The sequence below is a fragment of the Nocardia sp. NPDC059177 genome (assembly GCF_042755165.1).
GTDB lineage: Bacteria > Actinomycetota > Actinomycetes > Mycobacteriales > Mycobacteriaceae > Nocardia.
Window position 1 is genome coordinate 174,664 of record NZ_JBHZBX010000005.1, and the last position, 26,968, is coordinate 201,631.

Here is a 26,968-nt window from a genome sequence, read left to right on the forward strand (position 1 = left end):
AAGGGTCACGCGCGCGTTTCGACAGCCTGGGGCTCGAGTTCCGGCGCGGGCATCGGACGCTGCGGGTGCGTGGTTCGCACAAGAAGGACGACCACGACCGCGGCGATCGCGAAGGCCGCGGTGGCGATCGCGATATAGCTGAATACGCCGGTGGCCGAGTTCACCGTCTCGCCGTTCGCGACGACAGTGGTCGATGCGAGAACAGCCGCGCCGACGAAGTTGAACACCACGGCCCCGGTCGAGACCATCACCATGACCAGGCTGGACACGATGCCCTGCCGTTGCGCCGACGCCGAGTTGCCCGCCATGTTGAAGCCCGACGCGCCCAACGCCGCGACCGTGACACCGAGCAGGAACGCGAAGCACAGCGCCGCGACCAGCTGGAACGCACCGAGGAACATCCCGATCGTGGCCACGGTTCCGAGCATGACCGCCCCGGCCAGGGTCCGGGCAGGCCCGATTCGCGTACCCAGCCAGCCAGCCACCGGACCGCCGAGCATGACGCCGACAGCGGGTGCCGCGAGAAGCAGCGCCACCGACCCGTGACCGCCGAGCCCGTAACCCAAGTTCTGGTCCGCCGAGACATCACTGATGAGCGGGATGAGTTGCAGCATGCTCTGGTAGGAACCCGCGCCGAGGAAGACGACGAGGAGTGTGAGAAGCAGTGGCTTGCCGAGATTTCCGACGTCGATCAGCGGGTCGGCCTTTCGGCTCGAAACCGTGAACCATCTGACCAGCGCCACGACCCCGCCGAGGAGAAGGCCGAGCGGTCCGGGAGCGGACCAGCCGAGCTCGGGACCCATGCTGATGTAGCCGAGCACACCGAGCAGACCGCCGCCGAGCAGCAGCGCACCCGAGATGTCGAGCCGGCCCGGAGTCTTCACGAGCGATTCGGGAACCAGGAAACGCACGCAAGCAGCCATCGCCACCGCCACCGCGGCCGAGATGAGAAACAGGACCTGGAAGCCGAACTCCATGGCCAGCTTCTCGATGAGGAAGCGGGAGGCGACGTTGAGGATCGCGGTGCCGGTGGTCACGATGCCGACGATGATCATGGCCAGTCGTGGCGTGCAGACGGTTCGCACGATCGCGACCGACAAGAACAGGGCGGCCAACGCGGCTCCCTGCAACATGCGTCCGATGACGAATATCCACATCGTCGGGGCCACCGCGCAGATCAGCGCACCCACACAACTGATCAGCAAGGTCAGCACGAGGACTCTGCGTTTTCCGTATATGTCGGCACTCTTACCGAGCAACGGGGCCCACATCACGCCCGCCAGCATCGCGGTGGCGTTGAGCCACGCCGCCTGGTCGGTGCCGAAATGGTCGAGCATCTCGGGCAGGACGATCAGCGGTGCGCCGATCGCGGAGTCCACCACGAAATTCACCAGAGCCAGGATCGCTACGAGGCCGAGTAGTCGCCAGCTCCACCTCGCGTGAAGACCGACGTTCGCACCGTCGGTTGTGTTCTGCTGCATTGATTTCGGCTCCTCACCAGACTTGATTTCCCGACTCGGCGGGGGTTTGCGCCGTGCAGGGATGTTCTGGCTACAACCGTTCCAGCGGAGCCGTCGGCGGGCATCGTCTCTTGTCACCGATTGCCGCTGGTGCTGTTGCACTAGACGACCGCGCACTCCTGGTGCGTACGAACCGGGTCGAACGCCTTGCGGTTGCCGGGCGGCTCCGACGCGTATCTTGGGCGAGGTGTTGCCACCCCAGCAGCGTTCCCCGATCCGGTGACGGCCATCCACCAGGTGGCACGACGACCCGTGTGGTGGCGCGAGACGCTCGTGCTCGCGACGGCGTTCCTGCTGTGCCTGTCCGGCGGGATCTTTCACCCCGACAACACCCTCGGATGGCCGCCGATGGCCACCTATGTCGTCGCGGGGATCTCGTGTGCGGCGCTGGCCGTGCGGCATCGGGCGCCCGTAGCCGTGGTCGCGGTAACCACCGCGTGCGGGATGCTGGTCGCACCGTGCGGCCTGCTGTTGACCCCGCTGATCGTGGTGCCCGTCGCGATCGCCGCCTACGCGCTGGCATTGCACACCGAGCTGAGGGTGGCGATCGCGGTCCTGCTCCCCGCCGTGGCGTTGCTGGTCGCGGTGACGCCGCTGCTCGACGGGCTGTCCTGGCAGGATGGCAGCAGGCTGCTGTCGGTGGCGGTGCTCCCACTGATCGCCGGAGCACTCGGCAACGCGACCCAGAACCGGCGAGCCTACCTGGCTGCCATGGAGGAGCGGGCCCTGCGCGCCGAGGAGAGCCGGGAGAGCGAGGCGCGGCGCAGCGTCGCCGAGGAACGGGTGCGCATCGCCCGCGAGCTCCACGACGTCGTCGCACACCAGATCACCCTCGCCAACGCCCAAGCTGTTGTTGCCGCGCACGTGTTCGACTCCCAGCCGGAACAGACCCGTTCGAACCTGAACAACATCATCGAGACAACGAGAAACGCCCTCGACGACCTGCGCGCCACGGTCGGACTGCTGCGCCAGGCCGGGGACGCGAACACTTCCGCCGAACCGTCACCCGGCCTGTCCCAGCTCCCCCGGCTGCTCGAGTCGTTCGACCGTGCGGGGCTGCGAGTGACGACGGACAACGAGGGCACGCCCGCCCCGCTACCGCCAGGGGTGGATCTCACTGCCTACCGGGTCATCCAGGAGGCCCTGACCAACGTGGGCAAACACGCCGGGACCAGTCACGCTCGCATCCGCCTGTCCTGGAGCCGCGATCGGCTCAGCATCACCGTCGCCGACGACGGACCCGACTCGCGGGCAGCGAACGGGCCGAGCTTCACGGGGTCGGACCGGCCGTCGGGCTACGGGCTCATCGGTATGCGAGAACGCGCCACGGCGGTCGGGGGTCAGCTCTTCACCGAAAACAGCCCGGCGGGCGGCTTCATCGTCTCCGCTCACCTGCCACTCACACCGGCGAACACGACCGGCGACACGGAGAACGGTGGTCCCCCATGACAATTCGAGTGCTGCTCGCCGACGACCAGGCCCTGCTCCGCCAAGCGTTCCGTACGCTGCTCGACACCGCCGACGACATCAGTGTGGTCGGCGAAGCCGCCGACGGCGCACAAGCGGTGCGGCTCACCCGTGAACTGCACCCCGATGTGATCATCATGGACATCCGGATGCCCGAGACCGACGGCATCACCGCCACCACGCAGATCTGCGCGGACCCGCACCTGCGCGACAGCCGAGTCCTCATCCTCACCACCTACGAGACCGACGACTATGTCGCACAGGCACTCCGCGCGGGCGCGAGCGGCTTCATCGGAAAGGGCATCGGCGCAGCGGAACTGCTCGCTGCCGTGCGCACCATCGCCGACGGCGAAACCCTCCTCTCGCCCGCGGCGACGCGCACCTTGATCGCCCGCTTCCTCGCGACCCCACCCGACGACGCGGCCGCGCAAACTTCCGGGAAACTCGACGCACTCACCCCGCGAGAACGCGAAATGACCATGCTTGTCGCACAAGGACTGTCCAACAACGAGATCGCCGGGCAACTGTTCGTCAGCCCGTTCACCGTCCGCGCTCACGTGCAGCGCGCAATGAACAAACTGCACGCTCGCGATCGTGCACAGCTCGTCGTCATCGCCCACCAGACCGGACTGGTCAACCACGCCAACGGCACCGGCCTGCCGTGAAATCCGGTTGCCCGGAGCAACGCTGACGGAATGGTGAAGGGGCAGGGCATGGTGCGGCGGATGGTCGAGCTCAGATCCGGGTGCTCGGGCGTAGGCGGGTCGTGGGCCGGGCGCCCTGGGGTGACGCGCTGATCATGTCGGCGTCGTAGCGTTCGAGCACCAGGGTCTGGGTGGCCGAGAGGTGGCTGCGGTAGAGCCGCTCGGCCTCGGCGGCGCGGCCTGCCTCGATCTCCACCGCGATCCGGCGGTGCGTGCGCACGGCGGCGTCGGCCTGCTCGCGAGAGGGGTACTCGCCCTCCTGGGTGAGCTCCACCGCCCAGGCCTGTTCCTGCGCCGACCACAGCGTGACCAGCGAACTGACCATGTAGCGCACGGTGAGATTGGGGGTGTGGGTCACGATCAGATCGTGGAATTCCCTGGCGGTGTGGGTGAATTCGGCGCCGTCGTCGAGCAGTTCGGCGGACTTGTCTACATTCTCGAGCAGGGCGGGCACCACCGTGGTCGCCCGGTCGGCCCGGCCGGCGCAGGCAGCGGCGCACAGCGGTTCGAGCATGCGCAGGCCGGCGGCCAGATCGCCGAGTGTCACCCGGGCGCCCTGGAGAGCCAGGCCGAGATGGTAAGCGGCCGAGGACTCGTCGGGCCGGTGCACCTCGGCGCCGCCGACATTGCCGCGGCGCACGGTGACCAGGCCCTCGGTCTCCAGAATGCGCAGCGCCTCGCGGATCGACGGGTAGCTGACGCCGAAGTCCTGGACCAGCTGGTCCTGGGTGGGCAGCCGGTAGTCCGCGTCCCCGGTGAGGATGCGGGCGCGCAGTTCGGCGGCGACGGTCTCGGCGATCCGGCGCTGCGGCACCCGGCCCCGGCGCGGGCCGGTCATGCGGCTCGCCTGTCGCGCGCTGCATCCCGGGTCGTCGTCTCCGCCATGCGCGGCAGTCTAGTCGCGGCCTCGCTGACCCCACAAATATTGCTATCCTTATGAGGATTGACGTACTGTGCGTCGTATGGACTTCACCATGGGCGAAGCCGCAGCGGGTCTGCGCAGCGAGCTCCGGCGGTTGATCGCCGCGGAGGTTCCGGACGATTTCCTCGGCGCGTTCACCGACGACCCCGCCGATCTGGCGAGAGCCCAGCGATTCTGTGGCGTGCTCGCCGATCGTGGATTGCTCTGTGCGGCATGGCCGGAACGTTTCGGCGGCCGGGGTGCCTCGGTGTGGGAGCAGACGGTGGTGCGCGAGGAGATGTGGGCGCAGCACGAACCGCGCGGCGCGCAATACATGGGTGTCAACTGGGTCGGGCCCACGCTGATGCGGCACGGCACCGCCGAACAGCAGCGCCTGCATCTGCCGCCCATCGCGGCCGGGGAGGTGATCTGGTGCCAAGGCTTCTCCGAGCCCGACGCCGGCTCCGACCTGGCCTCGCTGCGCACCACCGCCCGTCCCGACGGTGACGGCTGGCGGATCTCCGGGCAGAAGATCTGGACCTCCTACGCCACCATGGCGCAGTGGTGCTTCCTGCTCGCCCGCACCTCCACCGGTGGCCGTAAACAGCAGGGGCTCACGGTGTTCCTGCTGCCCATGACCGCACCCGGCATCGAGGTCCGCCCGATCCGCTCCATGCTCGGGCCGCACCACCTCAACGAGGTCTTCTTCGAAGATGTGCCGGTCGGGCCGGCCGATGTGCTCGGCGCCGTGGACGAGGGCTGGGCCGTGGTGCAGGAGGTGCTGGCCTTCGAACGCGTCGGCATCGCCCGCTACGCCCGCTGCGAACGGCTGCTGCAGCGCGCGCCGACCGCGCTCGGCGAGCGCTGGGATACCTTGCCGCCCGCCCTGCGCGGCCGGTGGGCGCGTGCGCTCACGCGGGCGCGGCGGGCCCGGCTGCTCGCGTATCAGGTCGTCGCCATGCAGAACACGGGCAGGGTGGCGCCCGCCGACGCCGCCGCCTACCGGATCGCGGTCACCCGGCTGGATCAGGAGAGCGCCGCGCTGCTCACCGAACTGGCCGCCCACGTCCCCGACGAGGACGGCACCTGCCGCAACTTCCGCCGCGCCGTCGACGACCACTGGCGCTACGCCAACGCCGCGACCGTGGCCTCGGGCAGCGTCGAGATGCAGCAGATCCTGCTGTCCCGCGCGCTGCTGTCCGGGCCACGACGAGCCGGGGCGGCGGCGTGAGTTCGGCCGCGAGACCACCTGGGGGCACCATGCACATCGAATTATCCAGCGAGGCCGCCGAATTCGGCTACGAAGCACTGCGCGCCCTGCGAGCCGCGGGTGGTGACGACCTCGTCCAGTCGGCCGAGGCCGACCCGGCGGTCCGGCACACGACGATCGCCGCCGTCTTCGAACGCCTCGGCGCGTGGGACCTGTCGCCACGCCGCGACCCGATCGAACTGGAAGCAGCCGCGGCCCTGTGCCGCAGTGCCGGGTACTGGGCCATCCCCTATCCGATCGCGGAGCGCCTGTCCCGCCCACACGACCTCGAGGCCGACGCCCTCGTCGTGGTGGCAGGCCCCGAATCCGCCGCCCCGATCGCCGGGCTCGACCTGCGGGTCGTCGCGGTCGATCCGGACGGCCGGCGATGGACGGCGACGCCACGACACCCTGCCGGGCTCGGCTCGGAGGCTGATGGCCGGATCACTGCCCGGTCCACATCGGTCGTCGGGGAAACCGCTGTGCCGGCAGACAGTGGCGCCGGTGGTATGCGGGTGGTCGGTTCTGATGGGGAAGTCGCGGTGGGGTCGGGCGGGCGGGCCGGCGGGGAGTCCGATAGGGGGATCGCGGTTCGAGCTGGTGCGGGTGTTGCCGCGTGGTCCCGTGGTGGGGAGTTCGCGGTCCGGCTGGGTGGGGGATCGGGCGGGGAGTTCTCGGTGCAGCTCGGTGGGGGAGTCGGTCGCGAGTCCGCCGGGCGGTCCGGTGGGGGAACGGTGGAGGGGATCGTTGCCGCGGTGGGCGGGCGGAGTCCGCGGGAGACCGCGTTCGTGACGTCGATTGCCTTGCGGCCGTTGGATACTCGCGGCGAGGGCGATCTGGCCTTGGCCTTGGTTCTGCCGTGCTGGACGTTGCTCGGGATGCTGGACCGGGCGGTGGAACTGGCCAAGGACCATGTGCTGATGCGCGAGCAGTTCGGGCGGCGGCTGGCGGATTTCCAGTCCGTGCAGTTCCAGCTGACCGATGCCGAGGTGGAGCGCAAAGGCGTCGAGATGCTGGCCCGGTACGCGCTGTGGAGTGTCCAGACCGGGCAGCCCGGTGCGGTCGCGGATGCGCTCGCCCTGCGGCTGGCGGTGCTGGAAGCCGCCGAGATCGTCTTCCGGGTCGCGCATCAGGTGCACGGCGCGGTCGGGTTCTGCGACGAGACGACGCTGTCGTGGTTGTCCCGGCACAGTCTGCCGTTGCGGCGGCTGCCGCTGGGGATCACCGGAACCGAAGACCTGCTGACCCACCGGATCGGGGCCGACGGGCTGGCCGGTCCCTTCTCCGACCCCCGAGGAGCGTGACGCCGTGGACCCGCTGCCACCCGGACTCACCGTGACCGCCGACGGCCCGGTCCGCGTCGTGCTGATCGACCGGCCCGACGCGCTCAATGCCGTGAACGCCGACCTGCACCGCGCGCTGGCCGAGGTCTGGCGGCACCTGGCCGCCGACACCGCCGCCCGGGTGGTCGTACTCACCGGCGCCGGAAGGACTTTCAACGCGGGCGGCGACCTGGACTGGATCACCTCCTTCCTCGACGACCCCGTCGCCCGCGACGAGAGCATCCGGGAAGGCGCGCAGATCATCGAGGAGATGCTGCGCTTCCCGCTGCCGGTGATCGCCGCGGTCAACGGCGCCGCCGTCGGCCTCGGCGCGAGCATCGCCGTGCTCAGCGATGTGGTGCTGCTGTCCGAACGCGCCTACCTGGCCGATCCGCACGTAGCGGTCGGCCTGGTCGCCGGCGACGGCGGCGCCGCCTTCTGGCCACTGCTCACCCCCATCCTGCGCACCCGCGAATACCTCTACACCGGTGACCGCATCGACGCGGCCACAGCCGTCGACGTCGGCCTGGCCAGCCGCGTGGTCGCCCCCGACGACCTCCTGCCCGAGGCACTGGCCCTCGCCCACCGCATCGCCGCCCAGCCCCCCGAAGCGGTCCGCGGCACCAAGCGCGTCGTGAACATGTACCTCAGCCAGGCACTGGCCGGTCCGATGCAAGCCGGTTTCGCCGCCGAAGTCGTCTCCATGCAAACCCCCGAGCACCGCGATCGCCTGCTCGCCCTGCGTCAGCACGCCCGATGACACCTGCAGACGCGGCGGAAGTGCGTTCGACTGGGCCAACCGGTGTGTCGGGAGTGGGGGAGCGGTGGACCACCGACCTCTCCGCGTTCCGTGCGCATGTCCGCCACTGGTGCCGCACGCAGATCCCCGCGGATTGGCGGCAGACGCAGCTCGGTGCCTCCGACGCGGAATTCGTTCGGTTCCAGCAGGATTGGTTCCAGCGGTTGCGGGTCGCCGGGTTCGCGGTGCCGCACTGGCCCGCCGAGTACGGGGGTGGGATGCCGGTCGGGCATCAGATCGTGCTGTACCAGGAGTTGGCGGCGCACGACGCGCCACGGCTGGTGCTGGCGTTCGTCGCCATCCATCACGCGGCCGCCACCCTGCTCGCGGCGGGGACACCCGAGCAGCGCGCGCGGCATCTGCCCGCGATTCTCGACGGGGAGATCTGGGTGCAGGGTTTCTCCGAACCCGATGCGGGCTCGGACCTGGCCGCCTTGCGGACCGCCGCCGTCCGGGACGGTGAGGACTGGGTGATCACCGGCCAGAAGGTGTGGGCCAGCGGTGCGCAGTACGCGGACTGGTGTCTGCTGCTGGCTAGATCCGATCCTGACGTCCCTGCACGACAGGGGATTTCGTACTTCCTGCTCGACATGCGCAGCCCCGGCATCGAGGTGCGGCCCATCCGGCAAGCCACCGGGGAAGCGCACTTCTGCGAGATCTTCCTCGATCATGTGCGGGTGCCCGCGAGCGCGCTGATCGGCACGGAGCACACCGGCTGGCAGGTCGCGCAGCGCACGCTCGGCGCCGAACGCGGCCTGACCATGCTCGAACTGGCCGAGCGGCTCGGCAATGCGGGCTTCCGGATGCTGCTGGCCGATGCCGCGCGCCCCGGTCCCGGTGGGCGAGCGCTCGACGACCCGGTGGTGGCCGATCGGCTCGCCGAACTCGAGATCGAGATCACCGGCCTGCGCGAGCTGTGCCGCGACCTGGTCGAACGGCACGAAGCGGGGACCGTCGGTCCGGCCGACGCCTCGATCGTGAAGCTCTACTACAGCGAACTCCTCCAGCGGATGACCGATTTCGGCGCCGAACTGGGCGGAGTCGCCGCGCACACGGTGCTGCGCACACCGAGGTCGGGCGGCTGGGAATCCGGCGCCTGGGTGCTGGACTTCCTCGGCTCCTGGGAGTGGACCATCCCCGGCGGCACCAGCGAGATCCAGCGCACCATCATCGCCGAACGCGGCCTCGGGCTGCCCCGCGAACCGGCCGGAGGCAAGCGATGACCGACTTCACCGAGTTCCACGACGAACTGCGGTCCCTGGCCCGTGGCCTGCTGGCGAAATCGGCCGGCGAACCGGTGTCATGGAAGACCGTCACCGAGGCCGGGTGGCCCGGATTGGCCGCGCCACCCGAATTCGACGGTGCGGGAGCCGGTTTCGCCGAGGTCGCGGTGCTGCTCGGTGAGGCGGGGCGGGCGGCGGCTGTCACCGCGCTGCCCACGGTGCTCGCCCTGTCGGTCCCGGCGCTGGCCGCCGCTACGGCAGATGACTTGCGCGACAATATCTTCCGCGAGACCGTCACTGGTCGCACCCTGCCGGTGCTGGTCCTCGACGCGGGTGAAGCCGATAACGCCTTCGCCCTGGACGACAGTCCCGCCGGACCCGTGGTGACCGGTTCGGCGGACTTCGTCCTGGACGCCCCCGCCGCCGACCTCCTGCTCGTCCCGATCCCGGCGCGCGAGGAACTCGTCGCGGTCGTCCCCGACGCAGCCGGACTGACCATCACCCCGACACCGCTGGTCGACGCCACCCGCTCGGCCGCGAGGGTAAGCGCCGACCGGGTGGCCGCCCATGCGGTCTGGCACTTCCCGGACCAGGACGCGCTGCGTGCCAGGGCCGCCGTCGCGGTGGCCTGCGACTCGCTGGGCTCGGCCGAAGCCATGCTGGCCGCGACTGTCGCCTATGTGCGTGTGCGCGAACAGTTCGGGCGCCCGGTCGGCTCGTTCCAGGCGGTCAAGCACGCCTGCGCCGACATGCTCGTGCAGGTCACCGTCGCCGGGCATCTCGTCGGCGCGGCGGTGCGGGCGATCGATGAGGGTTCGGCCGACAGCGCGATCGCCGCGTCACGAGCGAAGTCGTACGCGACCTCCGCCGCGGTGCGGGTCGCGGGCGCCGCCCTGCAACTGCACGGCGGATTCGGCTACACCTGGGACAGCGGCATCCACGTCCACCTCAAAAGGGCGACTTTGAACCGCGCGCTGTACGGGTCGCCTGCGGCGCACCGCAAGAAGCTGGCCGCCCGGTATCACTGACCTGTGCGGCAGACACGCCGGTGCGTTGACCGGCATCCACGTCCACCTCGAACGGGCGGCCCTGAACCGCACTGTTCGGGTCGCCGGCCGCGCACCGCAAGAAACCGGCGGGCCGGTACCGATGACCTGTGCGGTGCGCTGACCGGCATCCACCAGTCAACGGACTCCGGATACGTCCGGCATATCGATCACCTGGCCGTCCGGTAGTCGCGGTGATTCCGGCCACTATCACTATGCAACTGGTTGCATAGCGGAGGTCTTCGGTCGTACCGTTCGGGTACTGACGAACAACCGGTCCGCCGGCCTGTCCCGTTTTTCGGAGGATTCAATGGCACTGCCCCAGTGGCTCTCCAGCCGCCTGTCCCTGCCCGTGGTCGCCTCGCCGATGTTCATCGCCTCGGGCCCCGAACTCGTCCTCGCGCAGTGCCAGGCCGGGATCGTCGGATCGTTTCCGGCGCTGAACGCGCGGCCCGCCTCGCTGCTCGGCGACTGGCTCGACCGCATCGTCGAGGAGAACGCGGCCTTCGCGGCCGCGAATCCGGACGCGGTGGTGGCGCCGTTCGCGGTCAACCAGATCGTGCACCGCTCCAACGACCGGCTCGAGCAGGACATGGCGGTCATCGTCGAGCACAAGGTGCCGATCGTGATCAGTTCGCTCGGCGCGCGCACCGAGATCAACGACGCCGTGCACTCCTACGGCGGGCTCGTGCTGCACGACGTCGTCAACAACCAGTTCGCGCGCAAGGCGATCGAGAAGGGCGCCGACGGGCTCATCGCGGTCGCCGCGGGTGCGGGCGGGCACGCCGGAACGCAGTCGCCGTTCGCGCTGATCCAGGAGATCCGCACCTGGTTCGACGGCCCGCTGCTGCTGTCGGGCTCGATCGCGCACGGCCGGTCGATCCTGGCCGCCCAGGCCGCCGGCGCCGACCTGGCCTATATCGGCTCGGCATTCCTGTCCACCACCGAGGCCAATGTGGTGCCGGACTACCGGCAGATGGTCGTCGACTCCACCGCCGCCGACATCGTCTACAGCAACCTGTTCACCGGCGTGCACGGCAACTACCTGCGCGGCAGCATCGTCGCCGCGGGCCTGGACCCGGACAACCTGCCCGAGTCGGACCCGTCGAAGATGAACTTCGGCAACTCCGGCAGCGAGGCCAAGGCCTGGCGTGATGTGTGGGGCGCGGGTCAGGGTATCGGCGCCGTCACCGAGGCCGGGACCACCGCCGAACTCGTGGCGACCCTGCGCGGACAGTACGAACAAGCGTGCGGTGACCTCGCCGCCACCGTCGGTCACCTCGGCGGCGCGCTGGCACCGGTGCGCTGACGCCTGAGCGCTGACGCCGGAGCGGCGGCGGTCTTGGAACCGCCGCCGCGACCGGCGTGCTAGGTCGCGAGCCGGGCCGCGGCCAGTTCGCGCAGTTCGGCGGACTTGATCTTGGCGCTGCCGGTGAGGGCGAAATCGTCCTCGGTGTAGAGCAGCACGTGCCGGGGCACCTTGTAGCTGGCGAGCCGTTCGCGCAGGAACGACCGGATCGCCTCCCCGTCGAGGGCGGTGTCGGCGTGCGGGACGACACAGGCCACCACGATCTCGCCGAGGGTGTCGTGCGGAATGCCCACGGTGCGACCGACTTTCACGCCCGGATACCGGTTGAGCTCCTCGTCCACCTCGAGCGGGGAGACATTGGCGCCGCCGGTCTTGATGATGTCGGTGAGCCTGCCCTCCCAGTACAACCGGCCGGCATCGTCGAGATAGCCGCCGTCGCCGGTGTGGAAGAAGCCCTCGGCGTCGAGCGTCTCGTCCAGGGGAATGCCGACGTAACCGAGCATCAGGGTCGGGCCCTTGACGCAGATCTCGCCGCGATCACCACGGGCCAGCACCGCGCCGGTGAGCGGGTCGACGATCTTGATCGTATTGCCGGGCAGTGGTTCCCCGCTGCTGCCCGCGATCGTCTCCGCGGGCGTGTTGGCGGCGAAACACGTGGTGATGGTGAAGGTTTCGGTATTGCCGTAGGCGTGCCCCGGCTCGGTCCAGGTGGTGTGCACCGTGGGATGGCGGGCCGCCGGATAATCGACATCCACGAACCGCAGCGCGCTCAGATCCACCGTCGACCAGTTGGGCGCGCCTTCGAGCTGAGCCCACTGATGCGGCCAGGCGACCGGGAAGTTCACCCGCTCGGCCTGCATCAGTTCCAGCGCAGCCGCACCGTCGAAGGTCGACTGGAGCACCAGCGACCCGCCCGCGGCCAGGGTCGAGCCCAGCGCCTGCCCGAAATTGCCGGACCAGAAGAAGCCGTTGGCGGTCCAGCAGCGGACGTGGTCGTCGGGGCCGAAGCCGAACATCCGCGCGAACCGCCACATCTGGATGGTCACCCCGCGATGCGCGCTGCGAATCCCCTTGGGCTTGCTCGTGGTTCCGGAGGAGAAGAACAGCACCGCGGTATCGCTCGGTGACACCGTCGCCGCGGCCGCCTCGACGAGGACGACCGGCTCGGACTCCCCGCGCGCCACGAAGGCGTCCCAGGTCTCGATCGCGCCATCGCCCACCGGTGCGCCGACCACGGCGAGGTGGCGCAGGAACGGATAGGCCGCCGAGCGCACCGTCCCGGGTGTCGCCGTGCTGATCTCCGGTGCCAGTTCGCCGAGCACGGTCGCGAAATCCTTTCCGGCGACGGCACGTTCGAACAGCAGCACCGAGACACCGGACATGCTCAGCAGGTGCTCGAGTTCGGCCGGCGTGGAGAAGGTGCTCAGCGCGACCGCGACCCCGCCGGCGAGGGCGGTCCCGAACACGGCCGCCAGCCACTCCGGCCGGTTCGTCATGAGAACCCCGACCCGGCTGTCCTTGCCGACCCCGGCGGCGCGCAGGGCACGCGCCACCGCGACGGACTGTTCCCACAGCTCGTCATAGGTCCAGCGGGTCACCTCGGCGGCGTCGTGGAAGACGAGCGCTTCCCGGTCGCCGTAGCGCTCGGTCACCGTGCGCAGGAATCCGGGCAGGGTGAGCGGGCCGAGCCCGGGTTCGGTGGCCAGTGGTGGCCCGGCCGCGACGGCCGGGTCCGTTACTTCCTCGGTCATCGTCGACCTCTCTCAGAACGGCAGTTCGACCTCGGCCACGCACTTCACGAGCGTGCCGGAGTTCTGGTCGGTGAGTTTCAGTTCCACCTGGACCAGCGGGACACCCCAGGTCGAGTGGTCCTCTTTGCCGATGATCTCGGCGTCGAAATAGGTGACGTCGCCCTCGAACGCGGGGAGCCGGAAATCGGCCTTGGTGTGGCGCACCATGCCGTCGTTGCCCGCCCAGTACGCCAGGTAGTCGGTGCACCAAGCGCCCATGGTCGCGCCGTACCCGTAGGCGCGGGCCATGCCGACCTCGCCGGCCTTGTCGGCATCGATATGGCCGCGGGAGGGGCCGACATAGAGCCCGTCGCGCAGCCGCGGATCGATCTTGGCGCCCTCTTCGTCGAACCCGAAACCCTCGGTCCAGCCGGGATCCTGATACACCCAGGGATCGTCGACACCCTCGGGCGCGACCCAGCCGAACGTGCCCCAGATATTGAACAGGAACGCGCGGTATTCGGTGGTGAAGCTCGCGATGGAATGCGGGCCGATCACCCGGCGCGGCAATTTGTCGCCGACTTTCACCTCGTCGAAATGCGGGGAGACACCGAGCCGATTGGAATGCAGCCATTCGGTGCGCAGCGCGTCGACCTCGGCCAGTTCGGCGGCGGTCCAGCGCTTGATCTCCCCGGCCTGATTGTCGTACATGCCGCGCTCGGCCGCTTCCTCGGCGAGGTAGCGAATGGCGGTCGAGCGTTCGCGGGCGACCAGCACACCGTGCTGATTGCGATGGGTGGTGTCCCCGCGCGAGAACATGGTCGGGCCGGCGAATTTCGTGTCGGCGACCTTGTAGTCGTGGAACCGGCGCTCCTGGAACAGGGTGTCGCCGGGGCGGACCGGCGCGCCGTAGAACCACCATTCCTCGCCACCGAAGATCAGGTGACTGCCGGGAATGCGGCCGACGCAGGCGGGCGCCGCGCCGTGCCCGTAATCCAGTGCGACCGCGATGGATTGGGGTGCGATCAGCCCGCCGTAGCGGGATTCCTTGGCGAATTCCTGATCCCAGTGCAGGGGATTGGGATAGTCCATCGCCATCACCCAGCGGCGAATATCGGAGGTACTGCACGGATCCCACAGCTGGCCGCCGCCGATCGGTTTCCCGACCCGGTGGTCGACATCGCTGAGATCGAGTTCGACGGCGGCGGTGCGCTTGTTCGTGGCCACGGATACTCCCTGTTCAGCGGTTGACGTCGACGACGAGACGGCCACGCACGGTGCCGTCGATGAACCGGCTCGCGGCGGCGATCGCCTCGCTCAGCGGAACCTCGGTGGCGATGGAGTCCAGCGTGGCGGGGTCGAGGTCGCGGGCCAGCCGCTCCCAGGCCCGGATCCGGCGCGGAATCGGCGCCATGACGCTGTCGATGCCGTAGAGGGTGACCCCGCGCAGGATGAAGGGGGCGACGGTGCCCGGCAGATCCATGCCCTGGGCCAGCCCGCACGCGGCCACGGCGCCGCCGTAGCGGACCTGGGCGCTCGCGTTCACCAGCGTGTGGCTGCCCGCGGCGTCGACCACGCCGGCCCAGCGTTCCTTCTGCAACGGCTTGCCGCGTTCGGCCAGGTCGGCCCGGTCGATGACGGTGTTCGCGCCCAGGTCCTTCAGATACCCGGCCTCGGCGGGTTTTCCGGTCGCGGCGGCCACGGTGTAGCCGGCCGCGGTGAGCAGCGCGATCGCCACGCTGCCGACGCCGCCGGTCGCGCCGGTCACCAGGATTTCGCCGTCGTCGGGCGTCAGGCCGTGACCGGCCAGGGCCTCCACGCACAGGCTCGCGGTGTAGCCGGCGGTGCCGATCGCCATGGCCTGGCGGGCGGTGAAGGCCTCGGGCCGGGCGATCAGCCAGTCGCCGCGGACGCGGGCGCGCTGGGCCAGGCCACCCCAGTGACTCTCGCCGACACCCCAGCCGTTCAGGATCACCTCGTCACCGGGCGCCCAGTCGGGATGATCGCTCGCGGCGACCACCCCGGCGAAGTCGATGCCGGGGACCATCGGGAAGGACCGGACCACCGGCGATTTCCCGGTAATGGCCAGGGCGTCTTTGTAATTCAGCGTGGAGTACGCGATGTCGACGGTGACGTCACCCTCGGGCAGCGCGTCCTCGGACACCGTGGTCGCGCTGACCTCGGGCGGTGTGCCGCTCTTCTCGATAAGGATGGCCGAGAACATGGGGATTACCCCTCTCTCCTGCGAGAATATAATTCTCGCGTAGGTATGGATATGTTTTCATCGGGAGTGTTCGGTGTCAATCGCCCGGTGCGGGCGCTGCTGTCAGCGGGCGGTCCAGCCGCCGTCGACCACGATCGTCTGCCCCGTGACATAGCGGGCGGCGTCACCGGCCAGCCAGGTGATGGCGCCGACCAGGTCCTGGGCGGTGCCCTCGTGCGGGAGCGGGGTGTTGCGCCGCAGGTACTCGGCGCCGCGTTCGCTGTCGTAGAGGCTGTCGGTGATCTCGCTGCGGAAGAAGCCGGGGGCGACGGTGTTCACCCGGATGGAGTGCCGCGCCCACTGCACCGCCAGTTCGGTGGTGAGCCCGGACAAGCCGGCCTTGCTCGCCGCGTAGGAGGCCTGCGGGATACCGGGGACGCCGACGCGGCCGCTGATCGAGGAGACATTGACCACCGACCCGCCGCCCGCGTCGCGCATGTGCGGGAACAGTGCCTGGGCCAGCAGGAACGGTGCGATGAGGTTGAGGCCGATGGTGCGCTGTACGGCATCGAGTGGTTCGTCCTCGGCGCGTTCGGTGGTGAAGCGGTTGCCCGCCGCGTTGATCAGGATCGTCGGCGCGCCGAGCTGCTCGACGACCCGGGGTGCCACGGTGGCGAGCTGCGCGGGGTCGGCCAGATCGCTGACCACGGCGAGCCCGTCGACGCGGTCGGCGAGGTCGGTGAGCCGGTCGGCGCGCCGGGCCACCACCGCGACCCGGGCGCCCAGTCCGGCCAGGGTCTCGGCCACGGCGGCACCGAGCCCGGAAGACGCGCCGGTGACCACGGCGACGCGGCCGGAGAGATCGAACAGTTCCAGTGCCGGGTCGCTCATCGGTTCTCCTGGTCGGCGGTGACGGCGAGTGCGGTGAGCCCGGTGCGCTCCACCTTGCCCATGGCGTTCACCGGCAGCGCGTCCACCCTGGCCCAGATCTCGGGGACCTTGTAGCCGGCCAGCTCGCGGCGGCACAGGTTCGCCAGGTCGTCGAAATCGACGGCGCTGCTGTCACTTTCGACCACAGCGGCGACCTTCTGGCCGAGACGCTCGTCCGGTACCGGGCACACTGCGACCTTGGTGACCTGCGGGTGGGTGGCGAGAACCCGTTCGATCTCGAGCGGGTAGACGTTCGCGCCGCCGCGGATGATGACCATCTTCTTGCGGTCCAGCACCGACAGGCGGCCCGCGGCGTCGACGGTGCCGATGTCGCCGGTGGCGAACGGGCCGGGGTCCGGCGGGTGCACCGCGCCGTCGGACCAGTAGCCGAGGGTGGGGCGCCAGAGCCCGGCCCAGGGCCCGTCGGTGGCGGCGGCCAGGCGGAGTTCGCCGAGGGAACCCGGTGGCAGGCGGCGGTTCTCGTCGTCGTAGGCGGCCACATCGAGGTGGGGGAGGACGCGGCCGCTGCTGCCGGGCGTCCAGTCGGTGCCCGGCGGATCGATGGCGACGACCGTCGGCGCTTCGGTGAGGCCGTAGGTGGTGCGGGGAACGAGGCCGTGGTGGGTTGCGGCGAAGGCGGTGCGGACCGTGTCGGGGGTGTCGCTGCCGCCGCTCCAGACCTCCCGCAGTGACTCCAGATCCGCGCCGGGCTTGCGGGCCAGGTCGTAGAGCTGGGCGGGGGCGCCGTTCCAGACCGTCACCTGGTGCGCGGCGATCCACTCGGCGACGCCGTCGACATCGCGGCGGTCCATGATCACCGCGCAGCCGCCGGCCTGGGCCGTGGTCAGGGTGGACAGCACCATCATGTTCAGGATCGTGAGCGGGAAGCTGTCGCCGCGGCGCAGGTCGGGGCCCCAGCCGCGGGTGGCCCGCACGACCGCGCCCGGCAGCAGCAGATTGCGCTGATTGTGCACCACCGCTTTCGGGCGCCCGGAGGTGCCGCTGGTGAAGGCGATACCCGCCGGGGCGTCGATGTCGTGGGTGATTCGCGGCGCCGGTTCGGTTCCGGTGATCAGGTCGGCCCAGCGGTCCGGGTGGATCGCGTGCGGCGAGCTCGCGCCCCAGCGCGGACCGGCCAGCACGACGGCGGGCTCACACAGGTCGTGGAGGTACTGTTGCTCGGCAGGAGAATTCGCTTCTCCGATCCCGGTCCAGATCGCTCCGACGCGCTGCGCGCCGTGGAACGCGGCGACGATGGCGAGATCGTTGGGCAGGCACGCGGCGACCCGATCGCCGGGCCGCACGCCGAGCGACCACAGCGCTCCCGCCGCGCGCGCGGCCTGTTCGTCGAGGTCGGCGTAGGTCCACGTGCCCGAGGCGGCGATGATCGCGGGCGCGCCGGGGCGCTCCCGCAGCGGAGCGTCGAGCACGGACGCGACGGGGCGCGGGGCACGGATGTTGCCGGTGAAGCTGTCCACGACTTCCTTGATAGCACTATCCTTGTAAAGATTCACCAGATAGCCCGATCGGGTGGTGGTCGAAAGGGGACGCGATGGAACACACAGGTCCGCTCGCGGGGATTCGGGTCGTCGACCTGACCGCGATGGTGATGGGCCCGTACTGCACGCAGATCATGGCCGACATGGGCGCCGAGGTGATCAAGATCGAGCCGCCGCGCGGTGACGACACCCGCTACATCTCGGTGGGTCCCGAGCCGGGCATGAGCGGGGTCTTCGTGAATGTCAACCGGGGTAAGCGCAGTGTGGTCCTCGATCTGCGCACCGAGGACGGCGCCGCCGCCCTGCGCGAACTGATCGCCGGGGCCGATGTCTTCATCCATTCCATGCGGGCGGCGGCGATCGAACGGCTCGGTTTCGGGTATCCGGACGTGGCCGCGCTCGCGCCCGCCATCGTCTACACCAACTGCTACGGCTACGGCCGCGGCGGACCGGACTCGGGCCTGCCCGCCTACGACGACACCGTCCAGGCCGCGTGCGGGCTGCCCTCCGTGCAGGAAATGCTCACCGGCACACCGGGATACGTAGGCAGCATCATCGCCGACAAGGTCGCCGGGCTGACCGCGGTATACGCCACCACGATGGCGCTGCTGCACCGGGAGCGGACCGGGCAGGGCCAGGAGGTCGAGGTCGCCATGTTCGAGACGATGGCGGCATTCATGCTGGTCGAACACGCCAACGGCGCGATGTTCTCCCCGCCGCTGAGCCCCGCCGCCTACCCACGCGCGGTGACCCCCGACCGCAAGCCCTACCGGACCGCCGACGGGTATCTGGCGGCGCTGGTCTACAACGACAAACACTGGACCGCCTTCGTGAATGCCATCCAACCACCCTGGGCCGGACCGGAATTCGCCACTCTCGCCCAGCGCGCGGCCCGCATCGATGTGGTCTACGCGCACCTCGCCGAGACCTTCGCCCAGCGCACCACCGACGAATGGCTGACCCTGCTGCGCGCGCTGGAGATCCCCGCGGCCCCGGTCCGCTCCCTCGACGACCTCTTCGACAACGACCACCTCGCGGCCGTCGGCTTCTTCCAGACAGTCGACACCCCGCAAGGCCCGACCCGCTTCCCCGGCCCACCCGTGCGCTTCTCCCACACCCCCGGCCGGATCGCCGGTCCCGCACCACGCCTCGGCGCCGACACCGACACGGTCCTCGACCAGCTCCGCGCTGCGGTGCCGGCGACGGCGGCGGATGCGGTGGCCAGACTCGGGCAGGTGGCGCGATGATGGCCGTGGTGCCGGGAGCCGACCTCGAGCTGCGGCGGATTCTGCGGCCCGGTGACCGGATTGTCGCCGGGCAGGCGTGTGGTGAGCCGACCACGTTGGTCGAGGCACTCATCGAGCAGGGTGGCGAGATCGCGGACCTGTCGCTGTTCATCGCGACCAGCTTCTCCGGCCTGCTCACCCCGGCCGCGGCGGCGGTGTTCGAGCCGGTGAGCATGGGTGCCATCGGCGCGCTGCGGCGCCTCAGCGCCGAGCATGTGCTGAGTGTGGTGCCGTGTCATGTGAGCCGGGTGGGGCCGATGATCGACGCGGGGGAATTGCGGTGTGATGTCGCGTTCGTGCAGGTAGCGCCCGCCGACGCGGACGGCACGCACAGCCTCGGCCTCATCAGCGATCACGTGCTGTCGGCGATCCGCGCGGCGCGCGTGGTGGTCGCGGAGGTGAACGACCGGGTGCCGCGAACTATGGGCGAACGGATCCACAGCACCGACATCGACTATGCGATCCCGGTCTCGCGGGATCCGGTGCAGGTCACCGCCGCCGCGATCGGGCCGGTGGACGAGGCGATCGCCCGCCACGTCGCGGAGTTCGTCGACGACGGCGCGGTAGTGCAGGTCGGGATCGGCGCCGTGCCGGACGCGGTACTGCGGTTGTTGCGCGACCGCACCGATCTCGGCGTGCACTCCGGCATGATCGGGGACGCCCTGGTCGACCTGGTGGAGGCGGGGGTGGTGACCAACGCGCGCAAGGAGATCGATCGCGGCGTCTCGGTGACCGGCGCGCTGATCGGCACCGACCGGCTCTACCGTTTCGCCGACCGCAATCCGCTGATCCGCATGTGCACCACCGCTTACACCCACGACCCGGCGGTCCTCGGGCAGCTCAGCCGGCTGGTCACGGTGAACTCCGCGGTGGAGGTCGATCTCACCGGGCAGGTCAATGCCGAGCAGAGCGGTGCGGCGTATTTCGGCGGCACCGGCGGACAGGTCGACTTCGTGCGCGCGGGGGTGCGGTCGCCGGGTGGGCGATCGGTGATCGCCTTGCAGTCCACCGCGAAGCGCGGGACGGTGAGCCGGATCTGCGCGGCCCTGTCCGGGCCGGTCACCACCGCGCGCAGCGACGTCGACGTGATCGTCACCGAATACGGCGCCGCCGAACTGGCCGGGCGGACCCTGGCCGAACGCGCCCGCGCGCTGATCGCGGTGGCGCACCCCGACTTTCGTGACGAGCTGGACCGTGCGGCGCACGAGATCCAGCGGAGAGGATTCTGATGTCCGAGGATGCCGTGCTGTTCGAGGCGAGGCCGGACGGGATCGCGGTCATCACCCTGAACCGTCCCGAGACCCGCAATTGCCTCAGCGCCGAGGTGCGGGCCGGGTTGTTCGTGGCCTGGGAACGTTTCGAGACCGACCCGGCGCTGCGGGTCGCGGTGCTCACCGGCACCGGCCGGACCTTCTGTGCCGGTGGCGATCTCAAGGAGATGGTGGCCACCGGGATGGCCGTGCCGCCCCGGGACATGTTCCCCCTGCCCTACGACACCGTGGAACTGAGCAAACCGACCATCGCCGCGGTCAACGGCGCCGCGTTCGCCGGCGGCTGGATGATCGCCCAGGCCTGCGACCTGTGCGTCGCCTCCACCGAGGCGAGCTTCGCCGTCACCGAGGTGAAAGTGGGCCGCAGCTCGCCCTGGGCCGCACCGCTGATCCACATGATCCCGCAGCGGATCATGATGGAGATCCTGCTGACCGGCAAGCCGATCGACGCCCGCCGCGCCTACGAGATCGGCCTGGTCAACCGCCTCGCCGAACCGGCCGAACTGCTCCCCGTCGCGCTCGAGCTCGCGCGCGGCATCGCCGAGGCGGCACCACTGTCGGTCCGCGCGGCCCGCGACACGGTCATGCTCGCCACCGAGATGGGCCGCGCGGCCGCGCTCCAGGCCGCCCGGCACGCTGCGGTGCCGTGCTATGAGAGCGCCGATGCGCAGGAAGGACCACTTGCCTTCGCGGAGAAGCGAACTCCGCGCTGGATCGGTCGCTGACCGGACACAGGTGAGCAGCGCTCGGCCCGCCGGCATCGCCGGTGGATCGCCGGTCCCCGACTGCCGGTGCCATCGGGCGGCCGGATCCGGGCCGCAGTGCGATGCCTGTGTGGCTCGGCAACGACATGACCCGGGCCCGGTGAGCGACTCGTTCACGAGAGCCGCTCACCGGTACCTCATCGGCCGTGTGGTACCTGGTCGAAGGGCACGTCGCGGTCGGCGGTGTCCTCGCGGGGCATCCCGAGCACCCGCTCGCTGATGACATTGCGGGCCATCTCGGTGCTGCCACCGGCGAGGCTCCACGCGGCACGGAACAGGTAGTCCAGGCCGACGGTTTCGGTGTCGGCCTCGGCGCCCGCGGAGAAGGTGGCGCCGTCGGATCCGGCGATGCGCAAGGCGGTATCGGTTTGCAGCCACGCGTTCTCGGCGGAGAACAGCCGGGGGATCGCGCCGGAGGTGGGGGGCAGGGTCCCCGTGGTGATGGCGCGGGTGACATGGGCGATCAGCTGGTCGCGCACCACGTTCATCGCGCGCGCCTCCCCGATGTCCTCGCGCACTCGCGTGTCCGCCGACTGCCCGGTCGCCTTCGCCAGGCGCAACAGCGCATCGGCCTCGCCACCCAGATGCGGGCGGGCGCCGCTGGTGTAGGGCGAGGTACCGCCGAGGGCCGCGCGTTCGTGGAAGAGCAAGCGGGAGGCCGCTTCCCAGCCGCCGTCGACCTTGCCGACCACCGCGTCCGCGGGCAGCACCACGTCGTCGAAGAACTCCTGGCAGAACTCGGTGGACCCGGTGACCTGCTTGATCCGCTGCACCGTGACGCCCTCGGCGTGCACCGGCACCAGGAACAGGGTCAGCCCTTGATGTTTGGGCACCGACCAGTCGGTGCGGGCCAGGCACAGGCCGTAGTCGGCGGCATAGGCGCCCGAACTCCAGATCTTGGAGCCGTTGAGGATCCACTGGTCGCCGTCACGGTCGGCGCGGGAGGTGAGCCCGGCCAGATCCGAGCCGCCGCGCGGTTCGGACAGGAACTGCACCATGATCTCCTCACCGCGCAGCACGGCGGGCAGATGAGCCAGCTTCTGCTCCTCGGTGCCCAGCTCGAGCAGGCTGGCCGCGCAGATGGCCAGCGTCGGCACATTCAGCAGCAACGGCAGCTCGTAGGGCAGCGACTCCTCGGTGAAGGCCTCCTGATGCGCCGGGCTCAGGCCGAGCCCGCCGTACTCGGTGGGGAAACAGATCCCGGCGAAACCACCCTCGTACAGCAGCCGTTGCAGGTCGCGGGCGTGCTGCCAGGCCTCCTCGGTATCGGCGGGCGCGATCGTGGCCGGGGCCGGGGACATGTTCGCTTTCAGCCAGTTCCGGGCCCTGATCCGGAATTCCTCGACGGTCTCGATGTCGGTGGTCATACGACAGTGCCTTCCTGAGTGGACAGTGCGGTCATGCCGCGGAGTCGAGCAGATCGGTGATGTGGCGGCGGTGTTCCTCGGGCGTGCCGTACAGCGCGCGACCGAGGGTGATCCGGCGCAGGAACAGGTGCAGATCGTGCTCCCAGGTGACCCCGATCCCGCCGTGCAACTGCACACAGTCCTGGGCGATCACCGGGGCTTTCGCGCCCACATACGATTTCGCGATGCTGATGTATTCGTCGCTCTCGGGCGCTTCGGCGTCCCAGGCGGCGGCCGCGGCGAACGCGGTGGCGCGGCAGGCCTCGAGCCAGGTCTTGTTGTCGGCCATGCGGTGTTTGAGCGCCTGGTAGGAGGCCAGCGGCCGTCCGAAGGTGTAGCGCTCGAACAGCCAGGTCAGGGTGCGGGTGAGGGCCAGGTCGGCGGCGCCGGCGGACTCCGCGGCGGTGACGAGCGCGGCGGCGCCGGCCTGCGCGCGGATCGCGGACTCCGCCGCGGCACCGGTGTGGGTCACCGCGTCGGCGCCGACGACGACATCGTCGAAGACGACCTTGCCGGTGCGCCGGGTGAGATCGATGGTCCATGCCGGGCTGACGGTCACCCCCGGTGTCTCGGCGGGCACCAGCAGCTGGATCGGGCCGCCGGGACCGGTCGCGGTTACCAGGAACAGATCGGCCTGATCGGCCGCCTCCACCCGATCCTTGACCCCGGTCAGCCGGTAACCGGACCCGCTCGGCTCCGCCCGGGTGGCGCCGGCACTACCGGCGAGCACACCGAACCCCGCACCGGGCTCGTACACCGCCCAGGTCACCACGAGCGTGCCCGCCACGATGGCGGCGACCGTCTCGGCGAGGTGATCGGCGGTGTCGCGCAGACCCGCCAGCGCCGCGGTGGTGGTGACGAACGGGCCGGGCGCGGCGGCCCGGCCGAGTTCCTCGGCGACCAGCGCCAGCTCGGTCATCGGATGCCCGGACACCGAACCGCCACCCAGGCTTTCGGGCACCAGCATCGCCGTCCAGCCGAGTTCGGCGCCGCGTCGCCACCAGTCCCGATCGAAGCCGGCGCCCGCGTCGGCGAGCGCGCGCACGGTCTCGATCGGCACCGTGCCTGCCAGGAATTCACGGGTGGTCGTCTGGAAAAACCGCTGGTCCGCGGTGGGGTCGTGGGGCATGGGATCGGTCCTCCGGTTGACGCGCAGCGAGCAGTATGGAAATCTCATACTCACATGTGAGAGGCTTATTCTCAATCACGGAAGTCGACTGGCACCAAACATCCGCCAGGTGGCGTCGACCGGAATCTCGAAGGGACCCGTCGCGTGGTGAACAACTTCCAGGATCTGGACTTCTTTCTCGGACAGGAGCTGGTCGCAGATCCCTACCCGTACTTCGATTCGCTGCGCGAGCAATGCCCGGTGACCCGCGAAAACCATCACAACGTGATGATGGTGACCGGCTACGACGAGGCGCTCGAGGTCTACAACGATGTCGATCGGTTCTCCTCGTGCATCGCCGTCACCGGTCCGTTCCCCGGATTCCCGGTGCCGCTGGACGAGGACAGTGATGTCGACGCGGTGATCGCCGAGCATCGCGACAGCCTGCCGATGAGCGATCAGCTGCCGACGCTGGACCCGCCGACGCACACCGATCACCGCGCGCTGCTCATGCGGCTGATCACGCCGAAGCGGTTGAAGGAGAACGAGGAAGCGATGTGGTCGATCGCCGACCGCATGCTCGACCACTACCTGGTCACCGGCGGTGACTGCATGCGCGAATTCGCCGGTCCCTTCACGCTGTACGTGATCGCCGATCTGCTCGGGGTGCCCAAGGACGACCAGGACGAGTTCCTGCACACCCTCCAGCGCGACCCGCACCGCGAGGGCGCCAGCGTGGGCTCCACCGAGGGTGAAGGCATGTCGCACAACCCGATCGAGTTCCTCTACAGCAAGTTCTCGGCCTATATCGAGGACCGTCGCCGCAACCCGCGCAACGACGTGCTCACCAGCCTGGCCACCGCCACCTTCCCCGACGGCTCGCAGCCGGAGGTCCTCGATGTGGTGCGGGTGGCCGCCAATGTGTTCTCGGCCGGCCAGGAGACCACGGTCCGGCTGCTGAGCTCGGCGCTGAAACTGATCGCCGAACGGCCCGACATCCAGGAGTACCTGCGCGCGGACAAGAGCCGCATCCAGAACTTCATCGAGGAATCACTGCGGATGGAAAGCCCCGTGAAGGGCGATTTCCGGCTCGCCAAGACGACCTCGACGGTCGGGGAGACCGAGGTACCGGTGGGCACCGTGCTGATGGTCGTCAACGGTGCCGCCAATCGCGACCCGCGCCGCTTCGACGACCCGACCACCTTCGACCCCGCGCGCTCGAATGCCCGCCAGCACATCGCCTTCGGGCGCGGCGCGCACACCTGCCCCGGCGCACCCCTGGCCCGCGCGGAAGCCCGAATCGCCATCGAGCGCCTACTCGACCGCACCACCGACCTGCGCATCGACGAAACCGTGCACGGCCCCGCGAACGACCGCCGCTACCACTACCTGCCGACCTTCATCCTGCGCGGACTCACCTCCCTGCACCTGGAATTCGACACCGAGGAGGCCCGATGAAGGTCACTGTCGACGCGGACCGCTGCCGAGGCCACGGCGCCTGCCTCGGCCTGTGCCCCGAGGTATTCACCCTGAACGTGGACGGCTACGCCGAAACCGCCCCCGGCGCGGTCCCGGACCACCTGATCGGTGCGGTGGAGGAAGCGGTCTCGGCCTGTCCCGAGCAGGCCATCGTCGTGGAATAGCGAGTGTGGGTTCCGTTGCACTGCCACGGAACCCACACAGCGCCATGGAGACGTTACGTCGGGTTGCGGTCGAACCGATGGTTGGTCGGTGTCTCAGCGGAAATACTGGACCAGGCAGAACTCGTGGTCCTCGGGATCACGCATGACCATGACGACTCCTTCGTCGTAGTCGTGCCGCTCGCCGGACCAGTGGCCGCCCAGGTTCTCCACCTGGCGGCGACCGGCTTCGATCTCGTCGACCTCGATGTCGAGGTGGATGCGGACCTTTCCGGTTTTGGGCTCGGCGACTCGCTGAAATGTCAAGCGCGGCTTGCCATCATAGCGTGAGCCCACCGTCGCCCATCCGGGGTCATCGCCGTGTTCGGCGGTTATGGGGATGCTCAGCATCGCGCTCCAGAACGATGCCAATCGCGACGGGTACGCGCAGTCGATCGTGATCCCGGCCCAACGATTTGCCATACGAACAAGGTACCGGGAGCTACCCGAGCGACGGTCGACCAGCTGTGCCCACAGGATCGGGGTGATCGGCGGCGATTGCGTCAGATGGACTCGGGTGGGGGCAGGGCGGCGCGGATGGCGGTTTCGAGGAGGCCGAGGTTTGCGCCGAGGGCTGTCGCGACCTGGTCGGCGACGGCGATGTCCTTGCGGAGGAATTCGGCTGCGGTGGTGCGGAATTTGGCTACCGATCCGTGGGTGGCGATTCGGGTGATCGCGTTGCCGTTGCTGCTGGCGTGGGGGAGGGCGGACAGTAGTGCTGGTTCGGAGAGGCCGAGGTGGGTGGCGAGGCGGACGGCGTCCGCGACGAGGCCGATCTGGGCGGCGAACAGGACGTTGTTGACGAGCTTTACGCGCTGGCCGCTGCCGAGTTCGCCGACGTGCAGGATCGGGTCGGCGTAGGTGCGGAGAACTTCGGTGGCGCGGCGGGCATCGGTGTCGGATCCGCCGAGGAAGACGGTGAGGGTGCCTGCGGCGATGTCGTGGGGGCCGCCGCTGACCGGGGCGTCGACCACGCCGATGCCCCGTCGGGCGGCCGCGGCCGCGACGGATGTGGTGGTCTCCGGGCTGCCGGTGGTGTGCAGGACGATGAGTGCGCCGGCGGGCAGGTCAGCGAGAAGGGCTGTATCCGAGCAGATCTCGCGTACCTGGTCGTCACTGAAGACGCAGACGATCAGTACCTCGGCGTCGAGTGCCGCCCGGGTGCTGGACGAGACAGGGGTGGCGCCTGCGGATGTCACCGCCGCGTGCGCCTCGGCATTGCGGGCCACGGCCCGAACGGTGTGCCCGGCGTCGACGAGGCGGGCGATCATCGGCCTGCCCATCCGGCCCGCGCCGACGAATCCCACGCGCATGCTGTTCTCCTTCTGGGTCGGTGGCGGTCGTCGGGCGACAGCATCAGAGGCTTCCGCCCGGTGCCGGAAGCCGGCGACGCATCGGCTGGTCGCCAGTCAGTGAGCCTTTCGAGCGCCACGCCGTCGGTAGGGCAGCACGGCGATCGGCTCATATTGGGCTGCAAGGCCATTACATGACCGGTGGGCAGCAGTGATCGGCCGGAATTGTCGAGCTGGTCGATCACCAGGCCATGGGCGAC

Annotated in this window: 23 protein-coding genes and 1 pseudogene; 13 read left to right on the forward strand and 11 right to left on the reverse strand. The window is 69.7% G+C overall.

The genetic code is table 11. From position 1 onward, the window contains the following. Positions 1 to 5: 5 nt before the first annotated feature. Entirely contained in the window at positions 6 to 1,622 is a 1,617-nt protein-coding gene (locus ACFXK0_RS08745) for an MFS transporter (RefSeq protein ID WP_379409392.1), read from the reverse strand. A 135-nt stretch (positions 1,623 to 1,757) separates the two neighbouring features. Between ACFXK0_RS08745 and ACFXK0_RS08750 the strand changes: the two genes are divergently transcribed. Both ACFXK0_RS08750 and ACFXK0_RS08755 read left to right on the forward strand, forming a co-directional pair. Then, complete coding sequence (locus ACFXK0_RS08750; protein ID WP_379409393.1) at positions 1,758 to 2,969, forward strand: sensor histidine kinase; 1,212 nt, start codon at positions 1,758 to 1,760, stop codon at positions 2,967 to 2,969. After that, positions 2,966 to 3,652 (forward strand): response regulator, encoded by a 687-nt coding sequence (locus ACFXK0_RS08755; RefSeq protein WP_379409395.1) that lies wholly within the window; start codon positions 2,966 to 2,968, stop codon positions 3,650 to 3,652. Before ACFXK0_RS08750 ends, ACFXK0_RS08755 begins: the two co-directional genes overlap by 4 nt. Positions 3,653 to 3,722: 70 nt before the next feature. Here the strand turns inward: ACFXK0_RS08755 and ACFXK0_RS08760 are convergent, their stop codons facing one another. Next, positions 3,723 to 4,529: a FadR/GntR family transcriptional regulator gene (locus ACFXK0_RS08760; RefSeq protein WP_379409396.1), complete on the reverse strand. Its 807-nt coding sequence runs from the start codon at positions 4,527 to 4,529 to the stop codon at positions 3,723 to 3,725. 124 nt (positions 4,530 to 4,653) lie between these two features. Between ACFXK0_RS08760 and ACFXK0_RS08765 the strand changes: the two genes are divergently transcribed. The 6 genes and pseudogenes from ACFXK0_RS08765 to ACFXK0_RS08790 all read left to right on the forward strand — a co-directional run bounded on the left by ACFXK0_RS08765 (position 4,654) and on the right by ACFXK0_RS08790 (position 11,540). Next, positions 4,654 to 5,823: an acyl-CoA dehydrogenase family protein gene (locus ACFXK0_RS08765; protein WP_379409397.1), complete on the forward strand. Its 1,170-nt coding sequence runs from the start codon at positions 4,654 to 4,656 to the stop codon at positions 5,821 to 5,823. A 749-nt stretch (positions 5,824 to 6,572) separates the two neighbouring features. Then, positions 6,573 to 7,145, forward strand: a pseudogene (locus ACFXK0_RS08770) (acyl-CoA dehydrogenase family protein); the annotation flags it as partial. Between the two features lie 4 nt (positions 7,146 to 7,149). Further along, the gene (locus tag ACFXK0_RS08775) at positions 7,150 to 7,923 is read left to right on the forward strand and encodes an enoyl-CoA hydratase/isomerase family protein (RefSeq protein WP_379409399.1); all 774 of its coding nucleotides are present in this window, start codon (positions 7,150 to 7,152) and stop codon (positions 7,921 to 7,923) included. A gap of 53 nt (positions 7,924 to 7,976) precedes the next feature. Further along, positions 7,977 to 9,185, forward strand: coding sequence for an acyl-CoA dehydrogenase family protein (locus ACFXK0_RS08780; RefSeq protein ID WP_379409400.1), 1,209 nt, complete (start codon positions 7,977 to 7,979; stop codon positions 9,183 to 9,185). Continuing rightward, positions 9,182 to 10,213, forward strand: coding sequence for an acyl-CoA dehydrogenase family protein (locus ACFXK0_RS08785; RefSeq protein ID WP_379409402.1), 1,032 nt, complete (start codon positions 9,182 to 9,184; stop codon positions 10,211 to 10,213). The genes ACFXK0_RS08780 and ACFXK0_RS08785 overlap by 4 nt, the downstream gene beginning before the upstream one ends. A gap of 328 nt (positions 10,214 to 10,541) precedes the next feature. Further along, on the forward strand, positions 10,542 to 11,540 hold the full coding sequence (locus ACFXK0_RS08790) for an NAD(P)H-dependent flavin oxidoreductase (protein WP_379409403.1): 999 nt from the start codon (positions 10,542 to 10,544) through the stop codon (positions 11,538 to 11,540). Between the two features lie 59 nt (positions 11,541 to 11,599). On the opposite strand, the gene ACFXK0_RS08795 is transcribed toward ACFXK0_RS08790, so the two are convergent. From ACFXK0_RS08795 to ACFXK0_RS08815, 5 genes are all read right to left on the reverse strand, one after another. Further along, the gene (locus ACFXK0_RS08795; RefSeq protein WP_379409404.1) at positions 11,600 to 13,291 is read right to left on the reverse strand and encodes a class I adenylate-forming enzyme family protein; all 1,692 of its coding nucleotides are present in this window, start codon (positions 13,289 to 13,291) and stop codon (positions 11,600 to 11,602) included. Between the two features lie 12 nt (positions 13,292 to 13,303). Further along, positions 13,304 to 14,497, reverse strand: a complete 1,194-nt coding sequence (locus ACFXK0_RS08800; protein WP_379409406.1) for a MaoC family dehydratase N-terminal domain-containing protein — start codon at positions 14,495 to 14,497, stop codon at positions 13,304 to 13,306. Positions 14,498 to 14,510: 13 nt separating this feature from the next. Further along, positions 14,511 to 15,494: an MDR family oxidoreductase gene (locus ACFXK0_RS08805; RefSeq protein ID WP_379409407.1), complete on the reverse strand. Its 984-nt coding sequence runs from the start codon at positions 15,492 to 15,494 to the stop codon at positions 14,511 to 14,513. A gap of 102 nt (positions 15,495 to 15,596) precedes the next feature. After that, positions 15,597 to 16,364 carry an SDR family NAD(P)-dependent oxidoreductase gene (locus ACFXK0_RS08810; protein WP_379409408.1) on the reverse strand — a complete coding sequence of 256 codons (768 nt, stop codon included), beginning with the start codon at positions 16,362 to 16,364 and terminating at the stop codon, positions 15,597 to 15,599. After that, a complete protein-coding gene (locus tag ACFXK0_RS08815; protein ID WP_379409409.1) occupies positions 16,361 to 17,881 on the reverse strand; it encodes a class I adenylate-forming enzyme family protein in 1,521 nt (506 codons plus the stop codon). The genes ACFXK0_RS08810 and ACFXK0_RS08815 overlap by 4 nt, the downstream gene beginning before the upstream one ends. A gap of 74 nt (positions 17,882 to 17,955) precedes the next feature. On the opposite strand from ACFXK0_RS08815, the gene ACFXK0_RS08820 reads away from it, so the two are divergent. From ACFXK0_RS08820 to ACFXK0_RS08830, 3 genes are read left to right on the forward strand one after another with little or no spacing between them, the layout of a single operon-like run. After that, entirely contained in the window at positions 17,956 to 19,149 is a 1,194-nt protein-coding gene (locus ACFXK0_RS08820; RefSeq protein WP_379409410.1) for a CaiB/BaiF CoA transferase family protein, read from the forward strand. Further along, on the forward strand, positions 19,146 to 20,417 hold the full coding sequence (locus ACFXK0_RS08825) for an acetyl-CoA hydrolase/transferase family protein (protein WP_379409411.1): 1,272 nt from the start codon (positions 19,146 to 19,148) through the stop codon (positions 20,415 to 20,417). Before ACFXK0_RS08820 ends, ACFXK0_RS08825 begins: the two co-directional genes overlap by 4 nt. Further along, positions 20,417 to 21,184: an enoyl-CoA hydratase/isomerase family protein gene (locus tag ACFXK0_RS08830; protein WP_379409412.1), complete on the forward strand. Its 768-nt coding sequence runs from the start codon at positions 20,417 to 20,419 to the stop codon at positions 21,182 to 21,184. The genes ACFXK0_RS08825 and ACFXK0_RS08830 overlap by 1 nt, the downstream gene beginning before the upstream one ends. A 176-nt stretch (positions 21,185 to 21,360) precedes the next feature. On the opposite strand, the gene ACFXK0_RS08835 is transcribed toward ACFXK0_RS08830, so the two are convergent. After that, on the reverse strand, positions 21,361 to 22,590 hold the full coding sequence (locus ACFXK0_RS08835; protein WP_379409413.1) for an acyl-CoA dehydrogenase family protein: 1,230 nt from the start codon (positions 22,588 to 22,590) through the stop codon (positions 21,361 to 21,363). 31 nt (positions 22,591 to 22,621) lie between these two features. Continuing rightward, complete coding sequence (locus ACFXK0_RS08840; RefSeq protein WP_379409415.1) at positions 22,622 to 23,758, reverse strand: acyl-CoA dehydrogenase family protein; 1,137 nt, start codon at positions 23,756 to 23,758, stop codon at positions 22,622 to 22,624. A 144-nt stretch (positions 23,759 to 23,902) separates the two neighbouring features. On the opposite strand from ACFXK0_RS08840, the gene ACFXK0_RS08845 reads away from it, so the two are divergent. Then, positions 23,903 to 25,195, forward strand: coding sequence for a cytochrome P450 (locus ACFXK0_RS08845; protein WP_379409416.1), 1,293 nt, complete (start codon positions 23,903 to 23,905; stop codon positions 25,193 to 25,195). Next, complete coding sequence (locus ACFXK0_RS08850) at positions 25,192 to 25,380, forward strand: ferredoxin (RefSeq protein WP_379409418.1); 189 nt, start codon at positions 25,192 to 25,194, stop codon at positions 25,378 to 25,380. The genes ACFXK0_RS08845 and ACFXK0_RS08850 overlap by 4 nt, the downstream gene beginning before the upstream one ends. Before the next feature lie 93 nt (positions 25,381 to 25,473). On the opposite strand, the gene ACFXK0_RS08855 is transcribed toward ACFXK0_RS08850, so the two are convergent. Then, entirely contained in the window at positions 25,474 to 25,839 is a 366-nt protein-coding gene (locus tag ACFXK0_RS08855) for a VOC family protein (protein WP_379409420.1), read from the reverse strand. Between the two features lie 80 nt (positions 25,840 to 25,919). Next, a complete protein-coding gene (locus ACFXK0_RS08860; protein ID WP_379409523.1) occupies positions 25,920 to 26,825 on the reverse strand; it encodes an NAD(P)-dependent oxidoreductase in 906 nt (301 codons plus the stop codon). Positions 26,826 to 26,968 lie beyond the last annotated feature (143 nt).

Bases quoted from the DNA above. Each gene is read 5' to 3' on its own strand.
- ACFXK0_RS08755 (WP_379409395.1), top strand. From the start codon at position 2,966: ATGACAATTCGAGTGCTGCTCGCCGACGACCAGGCCCTGCTCCGCCAA.
- ACFXK0_RS08760 (WP_379409396.1), bottom strand. From the start codon at position 4,529: ATGACCGGCCCGCGCCGGGGCCGGGTGCCGCAGCGCCGGATCGCCGAG.
- ACFXK0_RS08765 (WP_379409397.1), top strand. From the start codon at position 4,654: ATGGACTTCACCATGGGCGAAGCCGCAGCGGGTCTGCGCAGCGAGCTC.
- ACFXK0_RS08785 (WP_379409402.1), top strand. From the start codon at position 9,182: ATGACCGACTTCACCGAGTTCCACGACGAACTGCGGTCCCTGGCCCGT.
- ACFXK0_RS08790 (WP_379409403.1), top strand. From the start codon at position 10,542: ATGGCACTGCCCCAGTGGCTCTCCAGCCGCCTGTCCCTGCCCGTGGTC.
- ACFXK0_RS08795 (WP_379409404.1), bottom strand. From the start codon at position 13,291: ATGACCGAGGAAGTAACGGACCCGGCCGTCGCGGCCGGGCCACCACTG.
- ACFXK0_RS08805 (WP_379409407.1), bottom strand. From the start codon at position 15,494: ATGTTCTCGGCCATCCTTATCGAGAAGAGCGGCACACCGCCCGAGGTC.
- ACFXK0_RS08810 (WP_379409408.1), bottom strand. From the start codon at position 16,364: ATGAGCGACCCGGCACTGGAACTGTTCGATCTCTCCGGCCGCGTCGCC.
- ACFXK0_RS08820 (WP_379409410.1), top strand. From the start codon at position 17,956: ATGGAACACACAGGTCCGCTCGCGGGGATTCGGGTCGTCGACCTGACC.
- ACFXK0_RS08825 (WP_379409411.1), top strand. From the start codon at position 19,146: ATGATGGCCGTGGTGCCGGGAGCCGACCTCGAGCTGCGGCGGATTCTG.
- ACFXK0_RS08830 (WP_379409412.1), top strand. From the start codon at position 20,417: ATGTCCGAGGATGCCGTGCTGTTCGAGGCGAGGCCGGACGGGATCGCG.
- ACFXK0_RS08835 (WP_379409413.1), bottom strand. From the start codon at position 22,590: ATGACCACCGACATCGAGACCGTCGAGGAATTCCGGATCAGGGCCCGG.
- ACFXK0_RS08840 (WP_379409415.1), bottom strand. From the start codon at position 23,758: ATGCCCCACGACCCCACCGCGGACCAGCGGTTTTTCCAGACGACCACC.
- ACFXK0_RS08850 (WP_379409418.1), top strand. From the start codon at position 25,192: ATGAAGGTCACTGTCGACGCGGACCGCTGCCGAGGCCACGGCGCCTGC.
- ACFXK0_RS08855 (WP_379409420.1), bottom strand. From the start codon at position 25,839: ATGGCAAATCGTTGGGCCGGGATCACGATCGACTGCGCGTACCCGTCG.